Origin of the sequence: Pseudotamlana agarivorans (assembly GCF_001642835.1) — a bacterium.
GTDB lineage: Bacteria > Bacteroidota > Bacteroidia > Flavobacteriales > Flavobacteriaceae > Pseudotamlana > Pseudotamlana agarivorans.
On the sequence record NZ_LXEI01000015.1, the window covers coordinates 86,885 to 110,905 of the forward strand.

Annotated in this window: 17 protein-coding genes and 1 pseudogene; all 18 read left to right on the plus strand. The window is 35.5% G+C overall.

The annotated features are described in order from the left end of the window. The first annotated feature begins 31 nt into the window (after positions 1-31). Positions 32-1,177, plus strand: coding sequence for a 4Fe-4S dicluster domain-containing protein (locus tag A6I66_RS14230; protein WP_067150768.1), 1,146 nt, complete (start codon positions 32-34; stop codon positions 1,175-1,177). 124 nt (positions 1,178-1,301) lie between these two features. Further along, a complete protein-coding gene (gene dsrP, locus A6I66_RS14235; protein ID WP_067150771.1) occupies positions 1,302-2,534 on the plus strand; it encodes a sulfate reduction electron transfer complex DsrMKJOP subunit DsrP in 1,233 nt (410 codons plus the stop codon). A gap of 136 nt (positions 2,535-2,670) precedes the next feature. After that, on the plus strand, positions 2,671-3,420 hold the full coding sequence (locus A6I66_RS14240; RefSeq protein WP_067150775.1) for a Crp/Fnr family transcriptional regulator: 750 nt from the start codon (positions 2,671-2,673) through the stop codon (positions 3,418-3,420). Positions 3,421-3,613: 193 nt separating this feature from the next. Continuing rightward, positions 3,614-4,027, plus strand: a complete 414-nt coding sequence (locus A6I66_RS14245; protein WP_067150778.1) for a globin family protein — start codon at positions 3,614-3,616, stop codon at positions 4,025-4,027. A gap of 19 nt (positions 4,028-4,046) precedes the next feature. Then, positions 4,047-4,856, plus strand: coding sequence for a c-type heme family protein (locus A6I66_RS14250; RefSeq protein ID WP_067150781.1), 810 nt, complete (start codon positions 4,047-4,049; stop codon positions 4,854-4,856). 163 nt (positions 4,857-5,019) lie between these two features. Beyond that, complete coding sequence (locus A6I66_RS14255; RefSeq protein ID WP_245683463.1) at positions 5,020-5,424, plus strand: hypothetical protein; 405 nt, start codon at positions 5,020-5,022, stop codon at positions 5,422-5,424. A 7-nt stretch (positions 5,425-5,431) separates the two neighbouring features. After that, entirely contained in the window at positions 5,432-6,460 is a 1,029-nt protein-coding gene (locus A6I66_RS14260) for a ferredoxin--NADP reductase (RefSeq protein WP_067150787.1), read from the plus strand. 20 nt (positions 6,461-6,480) lie between these two features. Further along, positions 6,481-7,188 (plus strand): cytochrome c3 family protein, encoded by a 708-nt coding sequence (locus tag A6I66_RS14265; RefSeq protein ID WP_067150790.1) that lies wholly within the window; start codon positions 6,481-6,483, stop codon positions 7,186-7,188. 320 nt (positions 7,189-7,508) lie between these two features. Beyond that, positions 7,509-8,903, plus strand: coding sequence for a CmpA/NrtA family ABC transporter substrate-binding protein (locus A6I66_RS14270; RefSeq protein WP_067150793.1), 1,395 nt, complete (start codon positions 7,509-7,511; stop codon positions 8,901-8,903). Between the two features lie 27 nt (positions 8,904-8,930). Continuing rightward, a complete protein-coding gene (locus tag A6I66_RS14275; protein WP_067150796.1) occupies positions 8,931-10,037 on the plus strand; it encodes an ABC transporter permease in 1,107 nt (368 codons plus the stop codon). A gap of 87 nt (positions 10,038-10,124) precedes the next feature. After that, on the plus strand, positions 10,125-10,973 hold the full coding sequence (locus A6I66_RS14280) for an ABC transporter ATP-binding protein (RefSeq protein ID WP_067150800.1): 849 nt from the start codon (positions 10,125-10,127) through the stop codon (positions 10,971-10,973). Between the two features lie 8 nt (positions 10,974-10,981). After that, entirely contained in the window at positions 10,982-11,815 is an 834-nt protein-coding gene (locus A6I66_RS14285) for an ABC transporter ATP-binding protein (RefSeq protein WP_067150866.1), read from the plus strand. 151 nt (positions 11,816-11,966) lie between these two features. Then, entirely contained in the window at positions 11,967-13,241 is a 1,275-nt protein-coding gene (locus A6I66_RS14290; protein WP_067150803.1) for an alginate export family protein, read from the plus strand. A 317-nt stretch (positions 13,242-13,558) separates the two neighbouring features. Further along, positions 13,559-17,578, plus strand: a complete 4,020-nt coding sequence (locus A6I66_RS14295; protein WP_067150806.1) for a gliding motility-associated C-terminal domain-containing protein — start codon at positions 13,559-13,561, stop codon at positions 17,576-17,578. A 35-nt stretch (positions 17,579-17,613) separates the two neighbouring features. Beyond that, complete coding sequence (locus A6I66_RS14300; protein WP_067150869.1) at positions 17,614-18,552, plus strand: PorP/SprF family type IX secretion system membrane protein; 939 nt, start codon at positions 17,614-17,616, stop codon at positions 18,550-18,552. A gap of 10 nt (positions 18,553-18,562) precedes the next feature. Then, the gene (locus A6I66_RS14305) at positions 18,563-20,698 is read left to right on the plus strand and encodes an OmpA family protein (protein ID WP_067150809.1); all 2,136 of its coding nucleotides are present in this window, start codon (positions 18,563-18,565) and stop codon (positions 20,696-20,698) included. Between the two features lie 173 nt (positions 20,699-20,871). Further along, positions 20,872-21,711 (plus strand): annotated as a pseudogene (locus tag A6I66_RS14310) (YifB family Mg chelatase-like AAA ATPase); the annotation flags it as partial. 69 nt (positions 21,712-21,780) lie between these two features. Continuing rightward, complete coding sequence (locus A6I66_RS14315; protein WP_067150812.1) at positions 21,781-23,559, plus strand: recombinase family protein; 1,779 nt, start codon at positions 21,781-21,783, stop codon at positions 23,557-23,559. Positions 23,560-24,021: the final 462 nt, after the last annotated feature.

A 24,021-nucleotide genomic window follows, 5' to 3' on the forward strand; every position in this document is an offset into this window, starting at 1 on the left:
ACCAAACAAGGATTATAAAAACATTTAAACTATGAGCACTAACAAAAAATGGTATTCTTTAAATTTTGGTAGAAATAACGAAAAGCCCTCTGGCGCTTGTGGTTGCGGTAAAACTTCAGGAGGATGTGGCTCGCATGGAGCTAAAGGACATCAGGAACCAGATGTTAATCAAATGACAGACCAAGAGTTTGCCGAAGCTGCAATAAACGCGTCCATTGGAGAAGAAACTAAAAAAGATGGTTTCGATCAGGTTTTTGATGTGAAAATGGATAGACGTACCGCCTTTAAAAAATTAACGGCGAGTTTATTAATTGGAGCAGGTGCCGTAAGTACATCTTGTAGTGTTATTAGTGGTGATGATAGTAAAGAAAAGGCGCAAATAGACTGGGAAGAGCAGTTTAAAGGGAACTACAAACTAATGTCGGATGATGAAAAAAGTGCTACGGTCGATCGTTTGATGCGTTCTTATGAGTTGCGTACTGGTAAAAACCTAAGCATGTCTTCAAAAAATGCCGAAGAAGATGTTTTGTTTGGCTATGCTTTTAATATTTCAAAGTGCCAAGGGTATATGGATTGTGTGAATGCTTGTGTTGAAGAAAACAATCAAGACCGTAATTCGGAAATGCAATACATACGAATTCATGAAATGAAAGATGGTCAAGGTTTTAATTTTAATGAAGCCGACGATAATTACTATCATGAAGTACCAGCTGAAGGACACTTTTATATGGGAACACAGTGTTTTCATTGCGATAATCCACCATGTGTTGAGGTATGTCCTGTGCAAGCCACTTGGCGTGAAGCTGATGGTTTAGTGGTTGTTGATTACGATTGGTGTGTTGGTTGTCGTTATTGTATGGCTGCTTGTCCTTACGATGGCCGCCGATTTAACTGGAGTAAACCAGAAGTGCCAGAAGAAGAGGTTAATCATAATCAGCACTATTTAGGGAACCGTATGCGTAAAAAAGGCGTTATGGAAAAATGTACGTTTTGTGTGCAACGTTCGCGTACAGGGAAAAATCCAGCTTGTGTTGAAGCTTGTCCAACTGGAGCACGTGTTTTTGGAAATTTATTAGATCCTAAAAGTACCATTCGATGGGTTTTAGAAAATAAAAAAGTATTTCGATTAAAAGAAGATTTAGGAACAGAACCGAAGTTCTGGTATTTCATGGATTAGAGTGTTGTGGAATCGTTTAATCGAATACGTTGGTTTAAGCAATAAACATTCACTAAAAAAATAATAGAGCAGAGTCGATTAAACAAATAAACGATTAAACATTTAATAAAGTATAATTAAAAACATGAGTGTATTTAAAGTTTTTGGAAGTTTAGTTAAGGATAGTCTAGCGACCATCACACGTGGTTCTTTACGATACCATATTTGGATGGGGGCATTAACCTTTGTGATGTTAGTGGGGATGTATTGTTATTCTATTCAGTTATCTGAGGGCTTGAGTGTTACTGGGATGAGCGATCGTGTGAGTTGGGGCTTGTATATCTCTAATTTTACCTTTTTAGTAGGGGTCGCCGCGGCGGCAGTCATGCTTGTTATGCCCACTTATGTTTTACATGATGTAGATTTTAAGCAAGCTGTTTTAATTGGCGAAGGGCTTGCGGTTGCCGCATTAATTATGTGTTTGGCCTTTGTGGTTGCCGATATGGGAGGGCCATCGGTTTTATGGCATATGATTCCTGGAATAGGTGTGTTTAATTTTCCCAATTCCATGCTCACATGGGACGTAATCGTGCTTAATGGTTACCTGTTTTTAAATATTACCATACCACTTTATATTTTATTTAGACATTACCAAGGTAAGGAAGCGAAATCTAGCGTTTACGTGCCTGGAGCCATTTTATCGGTGTTTTGGGCTGTTGGAATTCATTTAGTTACGGCCTTTTTATATCAAGGCTTACAAGCGCGTCCGTTTTGGAATAATGCGCTTTTGGGACCACGATTTTTAGCATCGGCTTTTGCTGCAGGACCAGCACTCATTATATTGGTATTGGCTATTATTAGAAATTTCACAGCCTTTAAAGTGCAGGATAGAACACTAAGAAAAATTGCTATGGTAGTAACTGTAGCTGCTCAAATCAATTTAATTATGTTGATTTCGGAGTTGTTTAAAGAGTTTTATGCACCAACACACCACAGTGAAAGTGCTTATTATTTATTCTTCGGATTACATGGGAAAGATGCCTTGTTACCTTGGATTTGGACTGCTATTCCTCTTAACGTTCTAGCCACCGTATTGTTGACTTTTCACAAGCTCAGAAATAACTTTAAAGTGCTATTCTTTTGTTGTTTTATACTTTTTATAGCCATTTGGATTGAAAAAGGTTTCGGTTTAATTGTGCCAGGTTTTATTCCTGGGCCTTATGGAAAAATAGTGGAATACACTCCAACTCGTATTGAAATAGGTGTGACTTTAGGAATTTGGGCCATGGGAGCTTTTATATTTACCATTCTTGCAAAAACCGCTATTGGAATTGAATTAGGCGAGTTGAGGTACAAGGGAAAAAGTAAAAACGTTTGATATTTCTGAATATAAAGCATCTAAAACATCAATTGAATAATTTCGGTTGGTGTTTTTTGTTATACTCTTAAAAATAAGGGGTTTGTTTATAGAACTAAGTATTATTACTTACTTTTGAAGGAGATATTAGTTCTATATGCCTTTAACATCTTCACATACACATTCTAAAAATAAAGCACTTAGCAGCGTCTCTTGCGAGTCATGTGAAAATGTAAATTGTATCATTCATAGAAGTCTACGCGGTAATAGCGATGCTGAATATATAAAAAGCAAAAGTACTTTAAGATGTAAAAAAGGACAGCAATTTGTCATGGAAGGCGCTCCTGTAAATGGTCTGTTTTTTATTTTAAAAGGTGTTGTTAAAGTATTCAGAACAGGTATAAACGGACGAGAGCAAATTGTACGCTTTGCAAAGGAAGGCGAGATTGTTGGTCATCGTGGATTTGGTACCGAAGAGTATTATTCTATCGGAGCTATTGCTTTAAAAGATACGGTTTTGTGCTATTTTTCAAAGGATGTGCTTCAGGAAGCCTTGCTTGAAAATCCTTCGTTTGCCTATGATATGATGCTGTTTTATGCCAATGAATTAAACCGTAGCGAGAACAAAGTGAAGTCTATATCACAAATGACCGTTCGTGAGCGCGTTATTGATACTTTATTGTATATCCATAGAAAATTTGGTGATCTCCGCGGATTTATAAATTTACCGCTTAGCAGAAAAGAATATGCCGATTACGCAGGTACTACCGAAGAGCAGGTTATTCGTGTGCTTTCAGCTCTCAAAAAAGAAAAACTAATCAGCACGCAAGGTAAGAAAGTAGGTATCAATGATGCTCAATTACTTAAAAAAGAGATTAGTGAGCACAATTTCTTCTTAGATACTTAGTTTTTAAAACTTTACGTCTAATAAACTCATAAATAGACGTTTTCTATTAAAAACTGTGTTTTCGTAGTTTTTATACTGTTATAAAAGATGGTTTTCTGCTGTTTTATAACATGATAATTTAGGGTTTCAACTTATACATTTGTTACAAATAAGTATTAATACTTATTTAATTTAACCTAACAAACTATAAAATATGGAGCCAAAAACAATTACACTAGTTCAAGATTCTTTTGCTAAAGTGAAGCCAATTGCATCGACTGCAGCTGAAATTTTTTATAAGAAACTTTTTGAATTAGATCCCCAATTAAAACCACTATTTCCTAGTGATAAAGAAGCCATGAGTACTCAAGGAAATAAACTCATGACTATGCTTGGTGCGGCTGTAGCAGGATTAAATAATTTAGATGCCTTAATCCCTGTCTTAAAGGATTTAGGTAAACGCCACGTAGGTTATAACGTCAAACCAAGTCATTACAATACGGTGGGTGAAGCGCTTCTTGATACGCTTGCTGTTGGTTTGGGTGATGATTTTACACCCGAAGTTAAAACGGCTTGGACAACGGTATATGGTACCATGTCTGGCGTTATGATCGAAGCCGCTTATTAATTAACAAATCTTACAGTTTATGAAAGTAATAACTACCTATATAATTATATGTTTTTCAGTATTAATCGTGTCTTGTGGAGGTGTTCCAGAGGAAAAATCGGAGTCTGCTGGCGAAGAAAAAGTCTTTGCTGTTGATGAGGTTTTAGAAATGGTATCCAAAGAAAACGATGTTACCCGAACCTTATATACCAAAGCAATTGTTGGTAAAGGAAAACTTCAAGGTATGAAGTTTGATGAAGACTGGCGTAAGGATGATGTAGAAGCAGGGCCGCTACCAGCCCTGTTTTTAAGAGGTGTAGCCTCAAGTATTAGAAAAGGCCCAGTGCCACTAGGCTTGTATTTGGGTTCGGATTTCCCAGTAAATGCTGCTAATAAGTTTGAAGGCAAGCAAGCCGATTTATTTCAGAAAATAAAAAAGGATCAGAAACCAGAATTTTTTTATGATGAAGAACAAAAGCTGCATACCGCTATGTTTGCCGATTTAGCAAGTGCCGATGCTTGTGTAACCTGTCACAATAAACATCCGCAAACCACAAAAACCGATTGGAAATTAGGAGATGTTATGGGGGCAACCACCTGGCAATATCCTAAAGACTCGCTAACCTATAAAGAGACGGTTGCTGTTTTAAATGCTTATGCTAAAGGTACTGTAGATATATATATGGCATACTTAGATGAGATTGAAGATTTTAAAACCAGCGAGAAACCAGAAATCGGTGACAAATGGCCTGAAGACGGCAAGTATCTACCATCTGCTGAAGTGTTTTTAGATAGTGTTAAAAAACTGTCTTCCTATGAAACTATGAAGCATTTAATAGTATCGAAATAAGGTGTAAACCCTTAATTGCCTGTCCTTTTTTTATGGATTAAAAGGAAGAACCTATCGCATATTTAATAAAAAAATCATCTAAATATTTATGGTCGTCATTAATAAATCCACGCTAGTGGGATTGATACTATTATGTGCCTACCTCTTGCAATATTTTTTGAATTTGCAGTGGACATGGTTGTTTGAGCTTCAGCAACAAGAGCTATTCAAACGTTGGTCGGGTCTTGTGTTGGCTTTATTTATCGCATTCCAATGGCTTTTAACTTTCACACGGGTTATTAAAAAACTTCGAAAGCACGCCATGACTACACAAAGCATGCATAAATGGATTGGAGCCATCAGCCCTTTATTGTTTTACATACACAGTATGACTTTTGGTTATGGATATTTGCTTATGTTATCATACATATTTTTCACAAATACACTCATTGGGTATTTCAATTTAGATGTTATAAAAAATAATAGCGATTTATTGTTTAAAAGTTGGATGATTGTTCACGTAGCATTATCCATAATAGTTACCATAATCATGGTATTTCATATCACGATGGTATTCTATTATAAATAAACTAGATATGAAATTACTTATAAAAGATATTATTAAAGAAACCAATGATGCTGTAAGTCTGTGTTTTAAAAACGGAAATTTCTTTAAAAAGTTAAAGTATAAACCAGGGCAATTTCTAACTATTCATGTGCCTATTGATAAAACGGTACATAAACGGGCTTACTCCTTTAGTAGTAATCCTTATACCGATAAGGATTTAAAAATAACCATCAAAAGAGTTGAAAATGGCTTGGTTTCCAATTTTGTACACGATTATTTAAGGGTTGGTGACAAGTTGGTGGTTGATGATCCTGCGGGGTCATTTTTGGTTGAACCTCAGGTGCATGAACGAAACCAGTATGTGTTGTTCGCCGGTGGTAGTGGTATTACGCCTATGTTTTCAATAGTGAAATCTATTTTATCTGAAGAAAAACAGTCTAAAATATTATTGGTTTATGCCAATCAAAACTCGGAGTCCATTATTTTTCATGAGGAAATTAAAGCCCTAGAAATTAGTCACCCAGATCATTTTAAAGTTGAGCATATTTTGTCTTCTGTTGATGAGTCAAAAGAAAATTACCATTCAGGTTTAATCAATGCAGGCTTATTAATTAAAATTTTTGCAAAACACCAACTAGATTTTGCCGACCATGTATATATGATTTGCGGCCCATCAGGTTATATGGAAAAAGCTAAAGAGCTCCTAAAAAACCAAGGCATCTCAAGAGAACAAATAAAAATTGAAGTTTTTAAGGCAGCACCTGTTAAAGTTACTGGTAAGAATCTAGTTAGCAACGTCACTTTAAAAATTAATGGCGATATAAAACAATTTAAGACTAGGGGGGATCAATCTATTTTACAACAAGCCATGTCTGAAAATATTGTGATTCCCTATTCTTGCCGTTCCGGTATGTGTTCTACTTGTAAAGCCCAATGTGTTTCGGGAGAAATAACCATGACCGAGGGACATCTATTATCTGATGAAGAGGTATCTCAAGGTCAAATTTTAACCTGTGTGAGTTATCCTGCAAGTGAAGAAGTTATGATCGAATTTTAATTATCAAAAAAACAAATGACATGTTTAAAGTAAGTCCGTTGCGAAAAAGACAAGTTATAGGAAGTGTTATAGGTGTGGTTCTGGGGGCTGTGATGTTTTATGTTTTAACCTTAGATTCAACCGAGCAATATGTGTCTATAGGACCGATGAATACGGGGCATCAGGAATTATCATGTTTTGCTTGTCATGCCGATGCTAGGGGGAATCTCCTTCAGCAAATACAATCAAACATATCGCATGCTGTTGGAGCTAGGGAAGATGGTGTCGATTTCGGAACCCAAGATGTAACTGTAGATAATTGTCTTCAATGTCATGATCGGGCAAACGATAGGCATCCTACACACCGTTTTAAGGAGCCTCGATTTAAAGATGCTGTTAAAGAAATAAATGCTACCACTTGTATAACCTGTCATACCGAACACCAAGAAGAGCGTGTTTCGGTGGCCTCGATTGATTATTGTAAAAATTGTCATCAAGAATTGGAAGTGGAAAATGATCCTCTAGATATCTCTCATAAAGCTATTATTGCTAAAAAAGATTGGTTCACTTGTATTCAATGTCATGATTTTCACGGGAATCACCGTTACGATGTTCCAGAAAAAATGTCGGATACCATTCCTTTAAAACAAATTCAACAGTATTTTGATGGAGGAGCAGATCCTTATGGTGATAATAAAAAGTACAAAGCACTCTCTCAGGAAGCTTGGCTAGAATCTTTAGAAAAATAATATCATGAAAATCTTTCTACGTATTTATAGGCGTCCATACTATTATTATAGTAGGTTTTAAGTACTTAATTTTAAAAACTACGTATTTATCAGTAAAATTAGAAGCATTACTTAGTAATTTAAGTAATGCTTTTTTTGTGTGCTTAGGTATTTATTTTGTTGTTAGTCAATGTATTGTGGTTGTTTTATGGGTTTTAGCAGGTTTATTGCTGTTAAAAAAGAGGATTGTATATGGGTAATCACATGATCTGTCACGTAGACTACTTATATATTTGTCATGTATAAGTATTAATACTTAGTTTAATCAAAATCAAACACAGATGAAATCATTATTCAAAAAATCAACATTAATCTTACCAGTAGCAGTTTTACTGTTTTCTTGTGGTAATAAAGAGAAGAAGCAAACGATTGCCGAAAACGTTGTGACTGAAACTTCAAAAACAAAAACATTAGATATTGAAAAGCCACAATTAACTTTTGGTTTTATCAAATTAACAGATATGGCGCCTTTAGCAATTGCTAAGGAAAAAGGATTTTTCGAAGATGAAGGTTTATTTGTATCTGTTGAAGCACAATCAAACTGGAAAAATGTTTTAGACCGCGTGATCGACGGACAATTAGATGGTTCGCACATGTTAGCAGGACAGCCAATTGCAGCTGGAGCAGGTTTTGGAAGACAAGCGAAATTAGTAACTACCTTTTCTATGGATTTAAATGGAAACGGGATTACAGTTTCAAACGATGTTTGGTCTAAAATGAAGCCAAATGTACCTACCGATTCAGATGGTAAGCCAGTACATCCTATTAAAGCAGATGCTTTAAAACCAGTGATTAACGAATATAAAAACTCTGGAAAGCCTTTTAAAATGGGTATGGTATTCCCGGTATCAACACATAACTATGAAATTAGATATTGGTTAGCAGCAGCAGGAATTAACCCTGGTATGTATACGGCCGATAATGTACAAGGACAAATTGATGCTGAAGTTTTACTTTCTGTAACGCCTCCGCCACAAATGCCAGCAACTTTAGAAGCAGGAACCATTTACGGATACTGTGTAGGTGAGCCATGGAATCAACAAGCGGTTTTTAAAGGTATTGGAGTGCCAGTAGTAACTAACTACGATATCTGGAAAAACAATCCTGAGAAAGTATTTGTAATGACTGAGAAGTTTATTGAAGAAAATCCAAATACAGCTATCGCCGTAACTAAAGCCTTAATTAGAGCAGGAAAATGGTTAGATGAGCCAAGCAATAGAGCTGAAGCTGTAAAAATCTTATCAATGTCTCAATACGTAGGAGCCGATGAAGCGGTAATCGCAAACTCTATGACAGGTACTTTCGAATTTGAAAAAGGAGATAAGCGTGACATGCCGGACTTTAATGTATTCTACAAGTATAACGCAACTTATCCTTTCTACTCAGATGGTGTATGGTTCTTAACTCAAATGCGTCGTTGGGGACAAATTCCTGAAGCGAAGTCAGCCGATTGGTATGCTGAAACCATTAAAGATATTTACAGACCAGATGTTTGGAATAAAGCAGCAAAACTTTTAGTAGAAGAAGGTCATATTCCAGCAGGAGATATCCCAACTACAGATGGTTACAAACCAGCAACAACAGATTTTATAGACGGAAAAGTATATGATGGTAAAGATCCAATTTCATATATCAACAGTTTCTCAATAGGAAATAAAGATAAAGCAGTACAGTAATTAGTTAGACATTAAAATTTTAGAATTATGAAGCAAAGTATAACATTAGAAAAAGTATCCAAATTCATGGGATTCGGTTTTTTAACAACCTTAAAAGATTTATTTACAGGAAAACTAGAGAAGGAAGATTTTATCAACTTCTTACGTAAAGTTGTCGTACCTCTTGCTTCTATTCTATTATTTATTGGACTGTGGCAGTTGGGTGCAGAGGCGCTTTACAACCGTGAAGCCGAATATAAAATTCAAACGGCTTTAACCGACCAAGGTCCAGAAGCTGCCGAAGCGATGAAAGCATGTATTGCCTCAGGCGATGTTAGTTGTCAGCCAAACACTTTACCATCACCTGGTCAAGTATGGGATTCTTACCAATCATTGTTAAGAGATCACCAAATTATTAGAGCTGATAAAGCGGCATTTATTGAAAAAACAGCGGCTTTAAACGAAAAGCGTATCGCGGCAGGAAAAGACCCCATTACATATACTGGTAGACCATCATTTATCGATCAAATTGTAATGAGTTTAAAAACGGTATTCGCAGGGTTCTTATTAGCGTTATTTATTGCGATTCCAATCGGAATTCTAATCGGATTAAGTCCAACATTAAAAAGTGCTTTCAACTGGTTTATTCAAATTTTTAAACCAGTGTCTCCAGTAGTGTGGTACTTATTAGTGTTCATGATTGTAAAAACGATTTTAATCGATTCAACCGAAGACAGTTCATTCATCATCTCATTCATAAGTGTAGGATTCTGTTCGATGTGGGCCACTTTAGTAAACACGGCTATGGGTGTAGCATCGGTAGATAAAGATTATATCAATGTTGCCAAAGTATTGAAATTAGGACCTGTACAAAAGGTGTTTAAGGTGATTTTACCATCGTCTTTACCACTAATTTTCACCGGACTTAAAATTACTTTATCTGTAGCTTGGATGGTATTAATTGCAATCGAATTATTAGCACAGAGTCCAGGTTTAGGATTGTTTGTTTGGGAAGAATTTCAAAATGGAGCAAACGATTCAAATTCAAAAATTATTGTAGCCATGTTTGTTATCGGAATCATCGGATTCTTATTAGACCGCATCATGTTAACCATTCAAAACTGGGTGTCATTCAATAAATCGGAAGCTATTTAGAGGGATGTGGAATCGTTGAATTGTTTATCGTGTAACTGTTAAACAATTCAACAAATAAACGAATCAGCAAATAAACACATAAAGAAAATGGCATACTTAGAATTAAATAATATATACAAATCTTACGGTCAAGGCGACGCAGAAACCGAAGTGCTTTCAAACATCAACTTAACTATTGAAGAAGGCGAGTTTGTAGCTATCGTAGGGTTTACAGGAAGTGGAAAAACAACGTTAGTAAATTTAATAAACGGACTTATTCAGCCTACAAGCGGTGAGGTTTTATTTAAAGGCGAACCAGTTGTAGGAACCAGTCATGAGCGTGGTGTGATTTTTCAAAATTACTCGCTATTGCCATGGTTAACCGTAGGACAAAATATTTACATGGCGGTTAAGGAAGCTTTTCCGAAGAAAACAAAAGTAGAGCTAAACGAAATCGTAAAAGATTATGTTGATATGGTGGGTTTATCACATGCGATTAATAAACGTCCTGGTGAATTATCTGGTGGTATGCGTCAGCGTGTTGCTGTAGCCAGAGCCTTATCGATGAAACCAGAAATGATTATTATGGATGAACCTCTTGGTGCTTTAGATGCCTTAACCCGCGGAAACCTTCAAGATGAAATTTTAAACATCTGGGGAAAAGATAAACGTACTGCCTTACTAATTACCAACGATGTGGATGAAGGTATCTACATGGCCGATCGTATTATTCCGCTTAAACCAGGTCCAAAAGCGACTCTAGGTCCAGAATTTAAAATTGATATCGAGCGTCCTCGTGATAAAACCGAGATGAATGATAATACCAATTTTAAGGAAACTAGAAATGCGATTATCGAGTACTTAATGGAGATTGGAAACGATCGTAAAGCAGAAGCTCAAGAAGCTATTGTATTACCAGAATTAGAACCAAAAAGTTTTGTTGGACGCTTTAATTAATGAGAGATATGACTACAAATATTATAGAAAATACGCCAAAAAGAGTGATTACAGAAGCTGAAGTTTTTCCTTCATCTGAAGTGATGTTAGATTTAAAAAACTTAAAGAAAGTTTACCCAACACCTAAAGGAGATTATGTGGTGTTGGAGGATTTAAATCTTCAAATTAAAAAGGAAGAATTTGTTACCATTATCGGGCATTCTGGTTGCGGAAAAACAACTATGTTATCGATGATTGCAGGATTGAATCCTATTTCTGGCGGCCATATTTCAGTTTTAGGAAAACATATTACTGGACCAGGGCCAGATCGCGGTGTGATTTTCCAAGCGCCTAGTTTAATGCCTTGGATGACGGCCCTTCAGAATGTATTATTAGGGGTTGACCAAGTTTTTCCACATGCTACAAAAGCCCAACGTCACGATATTGCGAAATACTATTTACAGAAAGTAGGCTTAGAAGATGCTTTTCATAAAAAAGCAAGTGATTTATCACAAGGAATGCAACAACGTGTTGGTATTGCTAGAGCCTTCGCTATTAAGCCTAAAGTCCTTTTACTAGATGAGCCTTTCGGGATGTTAGATTCTTTAACGCGTGGTGAGCTTCAAGATATTCTCATTGAAATCTGGAATAAAGAAAAAATTACGGCGGTTATGATTACCCACGATGTGGATGAGGCTATTTTCCTTGCCGATCGTGTAGTGATGATGACTAGCGGACCTAAAGCTAAAATTGGGGATGTTTTAAATATTGACTTCGAAAGACCTCGTACTAGAAAATCGGTACTTGAGCACGACGATTATTATACATACCGAAAGCATTTAATCGATTTCTTAGAGCATTAATAAAATACTTCTAAATTTTTAATGGAAATTATCAAATCTTTAATATAGCGATTGTTTCAATCGCTGTGTTTTAGTATCTTTAAACTGCATAAGTTTAAGCTAGTTAACAAATAAAAAAACCAAAAATCAAATCAAACTTAAAAACAAACACATGAGAAAACAATACTTAATTTTGGCGCTATTTTTAGCATCTATACAGTGGGCACAAGCACAATTTTCATTAGATGGCGAATTGAGACCCCGTACAGAATACCGTCATGGATTCGGATCTTTAATTCCAGAAAATGTAGAGCCAGGATACGGAATTTCTACCAGAGTAAGGTTAAATGCAGGCTATAAAACAGATCATTACAAAGTATTTGTTAGTCTCCAAGATGTTTTTGTTTGGGGTGAAAACAGACAAATTAAACCAGAAGATGCTAATAATTCATTTTCAATTTTTCAAGCTTGGGCTGAAATTAAACTTGGTGAAGGCTGGTCTACGAAATTAGGACGTCAAGTATTGTCTTACGACGATCAGCGTATTCTAGGGGGTTTAGATTGGGCACAACAAGGACGTAACCATGATGCAGGGTTAATTAAGTACAAGAAAAATGATTTTGCTGTAGATGTGGCTTTAGCTTTTAATCAAGATTATTCAGATCCAACAGGTTTCCAATCCGTAGGGAATGAGTACAATACTTCTGGGTTTTTCTCTTACAAAACCATGTATATGGCGCATTTAAGTCAGAAATGGGGTGCTTTTTCAGGAAGTTTATTGTTAATGAACAATGGTTTCCAAAATGATGCTATTGGTCTAAATGATATCGCTAACTTACAAACCATGGGTGTGCATTTAAAATATGGTAAAAAGGCTTTTTCTCTTGCAGCAAATCTATATCTACAAACAGGAGAAGCGATTTACGGAGCGGGATATCAAGATGTAAAAGGAGGTTTCTTATCTAGTTTAGATTTCGGATTTAAAGCCTCAGATAAAATTAAGTTAGGTGTTGGAGCAGAAATTATTAGTGGTGATGATAAAAGCAGTACTGAAGAAACTGGAGCGTTTTTTCCTTTATATGGAACCAATCATAAATTCAACGGTTTTATGGATTACTTCTACGTAGGGAACCATGCGAATACTGTTGGTTTGATAGATGTTCACGCAAGTGCTAATTTTACATTTAACGAGAGCTCTAGCCTTTTGGTAAAAGTTTTAAATTTCCATGGCGAACAAGCTCTACCTAGTGGTGAAAAATCACTTGGAACTGAAGTTGATTTAGTATTTTCTAAAGCATTTAAAGGTTATGCTTTAAAAGTTGGATACTCGCAAATGTTCGCGGCCGATGGTATGTATGAACTAAAGAATACTCCAGAAGTCGATGCTGCTGATGTTCAAAACTGGGCATGGGCGATGTTAGTTTTTAAACCTAAGTTTTTAAACTAATTGCGTCTTACCAAATAATAAATAAAAATCCCGCTTTAGCGGGATTTTTTGTTTTATTGAATTAATATTCTAACTTATTCGGAAGTCATTTTATAGGCTTGCTCTTGTAAAAGTGTTTGTGCTTTTAAAACTTGAAATTTTGATTTTAAAGGATTGAGAATGTTTATTGTTTTGTGGTTTTTGGTGGGAATTATTTAATGATTGTGTGCTTTATTTCATTATTTATTTATAAATAAAGGTGAATCTCACAATTTTTTATTTGATGTGAGATTTTTTATATCTTCCGCGCTTTTTAAACCCAAATCCATACAATAAAAATGAATTCTTGCCTTCGCAATATATTCCGAGTAATATTAGTTAGTGTTGCTTTTTTTAATGGTTCTTTAGGATTTTCCCAATGTGCAGGTACAGGGGCAGAAGTCACGATTTGTAATAAAGAAACAGACCCTAGTTTACAAAACTTTAATCTTTTTGATGTTTTAGTAGGGGAGACCGCAGGAGGTACTTGGACAGCAGATAGTAACTTTAACTCTAATGCTTTAGATAAAACGACGGGAGAGGTAAATCTTTGGAAAATTAATAGGTTTGGGGCTCATGCCTTTACTTATAGAAACTTAGCCTGCGATACAAGTTCAGCTACAGTAATTATAAACTTAGGTGGTTACCCAGGAGAGAGCAACCAAAACCCAGGAACTAATAACGTATGTCAAATCCTAAAGGACGATGATGATGATGCCATCAATATCATAGATTTATTTATATTTATTGATACGGTTAACGATCTTGTTGGACCAGATACAGGTGGTGTTTGGACCGAAGATGCTTCAAACTTAGCCTTAGGCGTATTAAACAAGGAGTTTTTTGATTTTGAAAATGTGCCTATTGGTACCTACACCTTCACCTATACCGTGCCTGCCGTTAGTAATTGCCCGGAACGTACTGCAATTATAGATGTTGAGGTTCGCCGTTCTCCAAATCCAGGGACGCCTTTAAATTTGAATTTATGTGAAACAGATGATATGTCTGGACTAACAAACTTAAACCTCTTTACAAGGTTAATTGATGCCGATACTAACGGTGAATGGACCGATGCAAATGCCATTCCTACAGGTGAAATTACTAATGGTACAGATTACGAAATAAACGTACAAAATATCTATAATAATTTCGGAGCAGGAATGTATTTCTTTACTTACAAGGTATTGCCAGAGCATCCAATTTGCGACGAAAGAGCTGCCACTGTTGTTATTTGTATAGAGAAACAACTTAATTTAGAAGCGACGGTTACAGTAGATTGTAATGGGATAGTGGTTTTAAATTATAACAGCACCCTTCTAAGTAACGGCGTTTATAATTTGTCTTATACGATTTCAGGAAATAGTTTAGGGACTCAGTCCAATACCATAACGGATCTTGTTTTTCAGAATGGTATGGCTGGGTTTAGTTTGTTTCCTGATCTCCAATTAGCTGATAGTGAAATGTTAACCATTCAAATTGATGATATTGTAGCAGCGCCAACATGTGGGCCAACTGTGTTATGTACACCTATAGTGTCTGTGCCTCCAGAAGATTTTGATATGTATATCGAACCTTCAATTACAGTGGCTTCAACTACGGGCTGCGAGCTTGATGATGTTGTAATCACTTATACCAATGCTACTGATGCTGCATTTGTTCCGTTAAACGGTGATATTCCAGTTACATACGCTATAAACGGGACAAATTATACGGAAGATGTAAGTTTTGTAAATGGAAATGCCACGTCTACATTGTCGGCGAGTCGTTTCATGCAAGATAACAACCAATTGGTGTTTTTTGAGACCAATAATTTTATACACTGTGGAGATATCCATAAAACACTTCAAAACTTAATTCCAGCTCCGCCAAATCCTGTTTTTAGTATTGTTCCAGATAGTAGATGTGATGCGTCTAATTTACAGTTTGGTTTCGATAGTCCTTCCGGGGAATTTATCTCGTACAGTACAGTGACTTTCGATATTTATCAATTTGGTAGCGAACCACAACAATTTGCACCTAGAGATGCCAGTGTATCACTTACAAATAATACACAAGGCGATGGTATCGATATCAATATTGTTAACAGCAATGATGTTAGTACACTTCCTAACGGCGACTATGTTTTTGTAATTAGAAGTGTGCAAAATGATGCTGCTGCTTGTAGAGGATTAAGTCAGCTAGAAATTGATAATTACACAGCTCAAGGCATGGAGGTTGGATTAACTAAAGAAGGCACAAATCATATATTTGATGCACGTTTAACCTTTAGAATAGGCGACCCAGAACCAGTCGCATTAGTTAAAAATGCGTTCGAAGTTTGCTTAGTCAACGGGGCCGTAACCTTAAGCGACTTGAACATATCAGCAGGAGCAGATGTTGATATAACAGTAACCGATTTAAACGGAACGCCATTACCAGATACTTATGAAATCACTCAAGATGAAGCCTTTGTAGCGGTTCTTAAAAGCGCCATCACAGGTTGTGATATCGGAACAGAACCTATAACGGTAACCGTAGTTTCAGAAGCTTCTATTCCAGTGTTAAATACCAATGTTTTTTGTAGTGCATCCACGTATTCTGTTTCTGATTTAGATGTTTCTAGTCAAAATATAATTTGGTATGACGCCGAAACCAATGGAACGGCTTATAGTTCTACAGATGCAATAGATGCGAGTAAAGCCTATTGGGCTGAAATTACCATTTCTGGAGGCTGTGTAAGCCCTAATAGAACACAAGCCAACATTACTTTTGTAGATAAGGCTGAAAAACCAACACCAATAGACAATATGTTTTGTACGGCAGCAAATGCCACCATAAGTGATTTAAAGGTTGATAGCGATGCTTCAGCATCATTAAAATGGTACACCTCTGAAACAGGTCCCGCATATACAAGTATATCTTTAGCCTTAGATTCTGCTAATGAATATTGGGTGTCGCAAACTATTGCTCAAGGCTGTGAGAGTGACCGCGTTCAGGTGGTTTATACCATTACCGATGTGGTTGCAAATCCAGAACCTTTAGATAATAATTTTTGTACTGCAAATGGCGCCGTTTTTACTTTAGCAGATTTAGCTTTTAATGATGCTACACTATCAAGACAAGGTGTTATTTCTTATTTTTCAGACCAAGCAGGAACGCTTGCTTTGGCTTCAACCGATTTATTAGAAAACACCACATCGCCTGTTTATGTGCAACAAGTTATTGCTGGATCTTGTACAAGTGATCTTGTAGAGGTGGCTTTCAAATTAGAAGATATCGCTTCAAAACCGGTATTGCAAACAGCTGTTTTTTGTTTGGAAAGTCATCCAACAGTACAGGATTTATTAGATGTACTTCAAAGTGAAACTTCAAATGAAATTAAACTTTACGAAAACCAAACTACAAGCACACTTTTAGATGCCAATATAGAACTGGCGTCATGGTCGGGTAATATTTATGCCTCTCAAACGATTTTAGCGGGCTGTGAAAGTATAGAACGCACGTTAGTGAATTTTACTTTAGAAAATCCAACTATAACACCTAATGATTTTGTAACACTACATTGTGGAGCAGGCCATCCTACTTTAAATGAGGTGTATTTAGGAACTGAAAATATCCTATGGTTTGATGAAAATAACAATCCGTTATCAAATTCGGAAATACTACAAAACGGTTTGTCTTATTTTGCACAATTACAAGTAGGTAGCTGTTTAAGTGCGCCTTTAGAAGTCCCTATTACTTTAGTTGAAGTTTCAGATCCTATAGCAAGCTCTACTACGGCTGAATTTTGTGGCATAAATGAAAAAATAATAGCAGATATCCTGGAAGATGAAGATGGAAATATGCGTTTTGACATCCCTATAAACCACACACTAGTTTGGTATGATTCTGATGATATGGCCACTAGAAATTTGCTTGATGATTCGACGGTTTTAGAACAAGGTACCTATTACGCCGTTTATGAAGTTGATACAACCGTTTCAGGAGAGCGTATTGTTTGCGAAAGTAGCAGTTTGGCTATTTCAGTAGATCTTACTGCTTGTTCTCCTAACGAACTCGTTATTCCCGATGGTTTTTCACCTAACGGCGATGGTGTTAATGAAACCTTCGAACTACAAAACATTCAGTTTGTTTATCCAGATTACAACATTGAAATTTATAATAGATACGGTAGACTTGTTTTTAAAGGAAACACCGCCATTGGTTTCTGGGATGGGAAAAGCAATCAATCAGGGTTGTTTACAAATGATGTCTTGCCAACAGGTGTATACTTTTATGTAATTCATTTTAACCGATTTGATACAAAACCATATCAAGGACAAGTTCATTTAAGAAGATAATGACTAGCAATACCACACCAAATCAACAGCAAAAAATGCCTAAGTTTTTCATAGTCATTTTATTTTTAGTTGTGTTATACCACACAGTATCGGCACAGCAAGATCCGCAATTTACGCAGTACACTTATAATATGAGTGTTGTTAACCCAGCTTATGCAACAAGCGATTTGGGTATTCTAAATCTAGGTGGTACCTACCGTAGACAATGGACCAACACAATAGGTAGTCCAAGAACATTATCGTTTTTTGCACATACGCCATTTAATGATAAAATTGAAATGGGTATGACTTTTACAACTGATAGGATTGGCGAGGGTGTTATCGACATCAACGAAAAAAATATTAATGCCGATTTCGCTTATCTTTTAAATATAAACGATAATGCTAAATTATCCTTCGGAATAAAAGCAGGATTTACCATATACGATTCTGCTTTTACAGGAAATCTTATCAATCCAAACGACCCTACATTTACCGAAAATATAAACGAAGTCTATCCAACCATTGGAGCAGGTGCTTATTACTTCACAGATAACTATTACATCGGATTATCGGCGCCTAATTTTATTCGTGCAAATCACTTGGATGATGCGGTGGTGCTGAATACCTTGGGTAAAGAAGAAATTCATTTTTATATGATTGGTGGTTATGTGTTTTCTGTAAACGATAATTTCAAATTAAAACCGTCCTTCATGGCAAGAGCTGTAAAAGGTGCACCTTTTAATGTTGATATATCTTTAAATTCATTAATATATGATCGTTTCGAAGCAGGCATTTCTTATCGTTATGATGATGCTATTAGCGGCATTGTTGGGTTTCGAGTTACGCCAGCGCTTAAAGTGGCTTATGCTTATGATGCTACGGTTTCAGACTTTTCAAATCATAACACAGGCTCCCACGAAATTGTTTTGTTATTCGATATTTCTTTATTCGGATTAAAAGAGGGTTATAAAAAATCTCCAAGATTTTTCTAAAAACATAACGATGAAAAAATTACTACCTATACTAGCTTTTATGATGCTGTTTTCGGCTTTTTCGCAAGAGAAAGATAAATCAGATCCTAAAATTTTTAATAATGATTTAAGGAAAGCAAACACGTATTTTGAGCGTGCTTTTTATGCGAAAGCAATTCCGCTCTATGAAAAGGTTATAAGAAAGCACAGAACCAATGACGTTGTTGAAAATTTAGCCACCTGTTACTATAATATTGGGGATTTAAAAGCTTCAGCGCGCCTTTATGGTTACCTGGTTAACCGCACAAAAAGTAATAAAGCAGAACGTAATATTTTTAGATATGTTCAAGCCTTAAAGGCTTCTGGTAACTATGATGATGCCAACAGTGTGATGCGTGAATTCCTTGTTGAAAAGCAAGACACCTTAGCTTTAATTGCTTTTGATGACGCTGTTAAAACCCAAGAAAATATCATCGCTATTGGAAACCGTTATCATTTAGAAAATTTGGCCATTAATAGTGCGAATTCCGAATTTGGAATGCTGCCTTACAACGATTTATTAGTATATGCTTCCGCTGAAAAGGAAAGTGGAAAAAACAATATTTTAAAAGGCTATTATGGGTGGAATGAACAACCTTTTTTGGATATCTATACCATTCATAAGGATAGTATAACATCAGGTGGTACAGCTTCAAAATCAATTTCAGATGAGGTTAATACCAAACTTCACGAAGGGACGGTTGCATTCAGTAATGACCATAAAACCCTATATTTTACTAGAAATAATTATTACAAAGGCAAAGAAGTAAATGATGATAAGTTAATCACGCATTTAAAAATTTATAAGGCAGAATTGGTTGATGGTGTATGGAAAAACATAGAATCACTTCCCTTTAATGGTGATGGTTTTTCGGTGGAACACCCTGCTTTAAGTCCCGATGGAAAGCGTTTGTATTTCGCATCGGATATGCCTGGAACTTTAGGAGGCTTCGATTTGTTTTACGTCGATATAAACTCCGATGGCACTTATGGCGCTCCTGTAAATTTGGGTTCTAAAATTAATACTAAACACAGAGAGCAGTTTCCGTTTATGGCTGCCAATGGCGATTTGTATTTTTCTTCAAACGGACATTTTGGTTTTGGTGGATTAGATGTGTTTTGGGCGAAGTTTGATGGAAGTAATTTTCAAAATCCAGCTAATTTAGGGTTGCCGCTTAATTCTGGTTTCGATGATTTTGCTTACTTTTTAGATGATTCTCAAAAATCGGGTTACGTATCATCCAATAGAATGAATGGCAAAGGAAGCGACGATATTTATAGTTTCAAGGAGTTAAAACCTTTAATTATCGAAGATTGTAAGCAGTTTGTAGCAGGTGTTATTACCGATAAAGCTACTAATGAAGCCCTTGCAAATTCAAAGGTAACCATTCGTGTTGTTTCAAAAGAAGATCCTGTGCTGTTAGGAACTTATACTACCAAAGAAGATGGTGCGTTTAAAACGGTTTCAGGTTGCGAAATCACGCTGATGGTTAAAGCTACGGCTGAAGGCTATCAGGATGCCGAACGTAAAATCGTAATAGGAGCTAAACGAAATATAACAAATGATGCGTCATTAGCCTTGGTGTCTTTGGCATCGATAAAGCAAAAGGAACTTGAGAAAAAACAAATCGAATTAAAAAATCAGCAAATTGCTGCCCAAGTGGCTCTAGAAAAAGAACGTGAAAAACTTGAAACTGAGGCAGAAAATAAAAAAATAGAGATTGAAAATATTATAGCAGCAGAGCCTTCAATTAAAAAGTTGAAGGATAAAATTGTTATAGAAACAGACGATATTAATTTCGATTATAAGTTGTGGTACATACGTAAAGATGTGAAAAAAGTATTGCAGCCTGTTGTTGATTTGATGAAAAAATACCCTGAAATGCAAATAGAAATAGGCTCCCACACCGATATTAGAGGTAACAAAGCTTATAATCGAGATTTATCTCAAAAACGGGCTACATCTACAAAGGAATTCTTGGAGTCTAAAGGTATTACCGCATATCGTATTACGGCAGTAGGTTATGGTGAATCTCAACCTATTCAACACTGTAAGTCTGATGATGATTGTAGCGAGGAAGAACACGAAATTAACCGAAGGTCAGAAATTGTGATAACTCAATTTTAGATTAAGTTTTATTCTATTTAAACTATTCTTCCGTCTCCCGTCCTAGACACCACGCTTTATGCATGCTAAATGCTTCTCTTAAAAAAAATTAAAATAGTTTTTAGTAGGAGAAGTATTTAATTTAGTATTATTTGGAAATACTTTTCTTACATTTGAGTTGTTAATTTTTAATTATGCTTAAAAAAGTATTTGCTAGCGCCGTGTTTGGCGTTGAGGCGTCGACAATTACGGTCGAGGTAAATGTTGATGGTGGTATTGGTTACCATTTGGTAGGGTTACCCGACAATGCAATAAAAGAAAGTAACTTCCGTATTGCTGCGGCGCTTCAAAATAATGGTTACAAAATCCCTGGTAAAAAAATAACGATAAATATGGCACCGGCCGATTTACGGAAAGAGGGTAGCGCTTACGATTTAACGTTAGCCATAGGTATTTTAAGCGCTTCAAATCAAATTAAAGCCGAAAACTTAGAGCGGTATTTGATTATGGGTGAATTGTCTTTAGATGGCAGTATACACCCCATTAAAGGCGCACTTCCTATTGCAGTTAAGGCTCGGGAAGAAGGCTTTAAAGGATTTATTTTGCCAAGTTCTAATGCCAAGGAGGCTGCCATTGTAGATAATTTAGAGGTTTATGGCGTAGATAATATCAAACAAGTTATCAATTTCTTTGATAAAGGCGAACCCCTAGAACAAACCATTATTAATACCCGTGAAGAGTTTAATAAAAGGTTAGAGTTTCCAGAATTCGATTTTAGTGATGTAAAGGGTCAAGAAAGTATTAAGCGCTGTATGGAAATTGCTGCTGCTGGAGGTCATAACATCATTTTAATCGGTCCTCCAGGTGCAGGAAAAACCATGTTGGCGAAGCGTTTACCAAGTATATTGCCGCCAATGACGCTTCATGAAGCTTTGGAAACCACTAAAATTCATTCTGTGGTTGGTCGGGTGAAAGACACAGGGTTAATGGCGCAACGGCCCTTTAGGAGCCCCCATCACACGATATCGAATGTAATGTTTTAGGTTGTGGGGGTGTTTGTAATTCCTTATATTTGAATTGTCGAACAATAATAAAACAATTCAATGTTAGCAATTTACACAAGATTATCAAAAGAAGATGAACAAAGTAATTCTATTTATAATCAATTAAGAGAGGGCAAAGAATTTGCTACTAATAATGGTTATAACGATTATAAATTATATGATGAAGGTGAAGGTGTTAGTGGTGGTGCTTCAATCAAAGACCGTCCGCAATTACATAAGTTAATTTCCGATATTGAAAGTAAATTAATAACTACCGTTTGGTTTCGAGACCAAAACCGTTTGGAACGTCGAGGTTTTACATTTCATTATTTCGTTGATATTGTGCGAAATTTCAATATAAATGTATATGTTAACAATCGTTTAGCAGATTATAACGACCCCGATAGTTTTTTACAGTATTCGATTTCTAGTGCGATAAACGAAAACAAAATCCTTAAACAATCACAACAAACAAAAAAAGCATTACACGGTAATTTAAAAGAGGGTAAAACCCGTGGTGGGATTATGTCATACGGTTACACTAAGGACACAAATAAATATGTTATAATTGATGAAAACGAAGCTAAAACGGTTAAACGGATATATAAGTTATCGTTGGAGGGAAAAGGCACAAATAAAATAGCTGAAATTCTTAATAATGAAGGTGTACCGACAAGGTATAATAAAATGGAAGGTACAATTACTTTAACCCATAAGGACACCAAAAAGAAAACAACCGTTAATAAAAAAAATGTAAAATGGGCTGGTAATACCATACGAAACATTATTAAAAGTGAGGTGTATAAAGGGGTTAAATATTTGGGAAAAGGTAAGGAACGCAAACAATATGAATATCCAATTATAATTGAACCTTATTTATGGCAACAAGTTAATGACCATTTACCAACCAACCGTAATAATAGTGGTAAGGTAGTTGATTACAGATATTTGTTAAAAGGTTTAATTAGATGTGGTAAATGTGGTCGCAATTATGCTGGTAGAAGTCGAGCCCCAAAAAAAGGTAAAAATTATAGAACAGACCACGCTTATAAATGTAGTAGTTCACGTAAGGGTTATGTAACGTGTGGTAATCGAGGCGTAAACATTACCAAACTTGAAAGCTTCATCTTAAAACATTTGTTTACATCTAAAGACCTACATAATAAACTGATAGAACAATTAAAAACAAACGATGCTGTAAAAGTATTAAACAATCAATTGGAACGATTTCAAGACGATTTAAAAGCTTTACAGATAAAAGAAGATAGATTATATAAATTGATGGTGAATAGTGTTTTAAACGATGATGAACGTATTATAAATGACTATAACACCACCAAAGGAAAAGTGCAATCATTAAAAAATAGAATAGCGAAAATTAAAAACAAAATAGAGATTGAAGAACGTACCGATAGGTTGCAAGATTTAGATAAAACAATTAACGATTTTTCACTTGAAAATAATTTTAGTGTTATCCAAAAACACGTACACGATTTAATCGAAAATATAGAAATTCTTTACACCCGTGAAAATGGGGAAAAGGTTAAAGGCTTTTATGTTCTACGTATCGATTATAAAGGTTTAGATAGCTATTCTTTATTTAGTACCAATATGCACCAAAATAAATGGATATGGTCAAGTTTTTACCGAAAAGAAGCCACAAACGAAAGCGAACTAAAGCAAGATATAGATTTAACAATTGAATTAACTGGTCGTAATCCAACAGATTCAGATTTGGTTGAAAAATACGGTGAATTTAAAGGTCTTGAAACTTTAGAGGGTATTGGTTCAAATAGTATAATTGAGTTAACCGATGAAGATTTAGTTGAATTCAATTAATAATTAATATATTTGAAGTCACTTTAAAATAACATTAATGTTATTATTGTTTGACAACACAAAGTGAATCGGGATAGCTTTTAGTTATCCCTTTTTTTATGCAAAAAATCGAGGGAAAATATTAAAGTGCAACAAGAAAAAAACAATGGCACATTTTAAAGATATTGTTGAAAATCCTACCATTTCACACATCGCCGAGGGAATATAAATAATACCAACAATAAGTATAACAACATTTAAAAGAGTTATCAACATTTTTTTAATAAATAATTGTATATAACATATAAGTGAAAATATATTATAAGTAAAAAACTAGTATATTTGTATCACACTAACGCAGCAAATCATATATGAAACCGTTGTGACTAGTTATAAATAGTTTGAGAATAAGCAAAAAAAAACGCCAATGCTGTGAACATTGACGCTTTTAAAATTGTAATCTTTTAGGACTTTAGATACTTA

Excerpts from the sequence above, each read along its gene's own strand:
- A6I66_RS14230 (WP_067150768.1), top strand. The coding sequence starts at position 32 with ATGAGCACTAACAAAAAATGGTATTCTTTAAATTTTGGTAGAAATAAC.
- dsrP (WP_067150771.1), top strand. The coding sequence starts at position 1,302 with ATGAGTGTATTTAAAGTTTTTGGAAGTTTAGTTAAGGATAGTCTAGCG.
- A6I66_RS14240 (WP_067150775.1), top strand. The coding sequence starts at position 2,671 with ATGCCTTTAACATCTTCACATACACATTCTAAAAATAAAGCACTTAGC.
- A6I66_RS14245 (WP_067150778.1), top strand. The coding sequence starts at position 3,614 with ATGGAGCCAAAAACAATTACACTAGTTCAAGATTCTTTTGCTAAAGTG.
- A6I66_RS14250 (WP_067150781.1), top strand. The coding sequence starts at position 4,047 with ATGAAAGTAATAACTACCTATATAATTATATGTTTTTCAGTATTAATC.
- A6I66_RS14260 (WP_067150787.1), top strand. The coding sequence starts at position 5,432 with ATGAAATTACTTATAAAAGATATTATTAAAGAAACCAATGATGCTGTA.
- A6I66_RS14265 (WP_067150790.1), top strand. The coding sequence starts at position 6,481 with ATGTTTAAAGTAAGTCCGTTGCGAAAAAGACAAGTTATAGGAAGTGTT.
- A6I66_RS14270 (WP_067150793.1), top strand. The coding sequence starts at position 7,509 with ATGAAATCATTATTCAAAAAATCAACATTAATCTTACCAGTAGCAGTT.
- A6I66_RS14275 (WP_067150796.1), top strand. The coding sequence starts at position 8,931 with ATGAAGCAAAGTATAACATTAGAAAAAGTATCCAAATTCATGGGATTC.
- A6I66_RS14280 (WP_067150800.1), top strand. The coding sequence starts at position 10,125 with ATGGCATACTTAGAATTAAATAATATATACAAATCTTACGGTCAAGGC.
- A6I66_RS14285 (WP_067150866.1), top strand. The coding sequence starts at position 10,982 with ATGACTACAAATATTATAGAAAATACGCCAAAAAGAGTGATTACAGAA.
- A6I66_RS14290 (WP_067150803.1), top strand. The coding sequence starts at position 11,967 with ATGAGAAAACAATACTTAATTTTGGCGCTATTTTTAGCATCTATACAG.
- A6I66_RS14295 (WP_067150806.1), top strand. The coding sequence starts at position 13,559 with ATGAATTCTTGCCTTCGCAATATATTCCGAGTAATATTAGTTAGTGTT.
- A6I66_RS14300 (WP_067150869.1), top strand. The coding sequence starts at position 17,614 with ATGCCTAAGTTTTTCATAGTCATTTTATTTTTAGTTGTGTTATACCAC.
- A6I66_RS14305 (WP_067150809.1), top strand. The coding sequence starts at position 18,563 with ATGAAAAAATTACTACCTATACTAGCTTTTATGATGCTGTTTTCGGCT.
- A6I66_RS14315 (WP_067150812.1), top strand. The coding sequence starts at position 21,781 with ATGTTAGCAATTTACACAAGATTATCAAAAGAAGATGAACAAAGTAAT.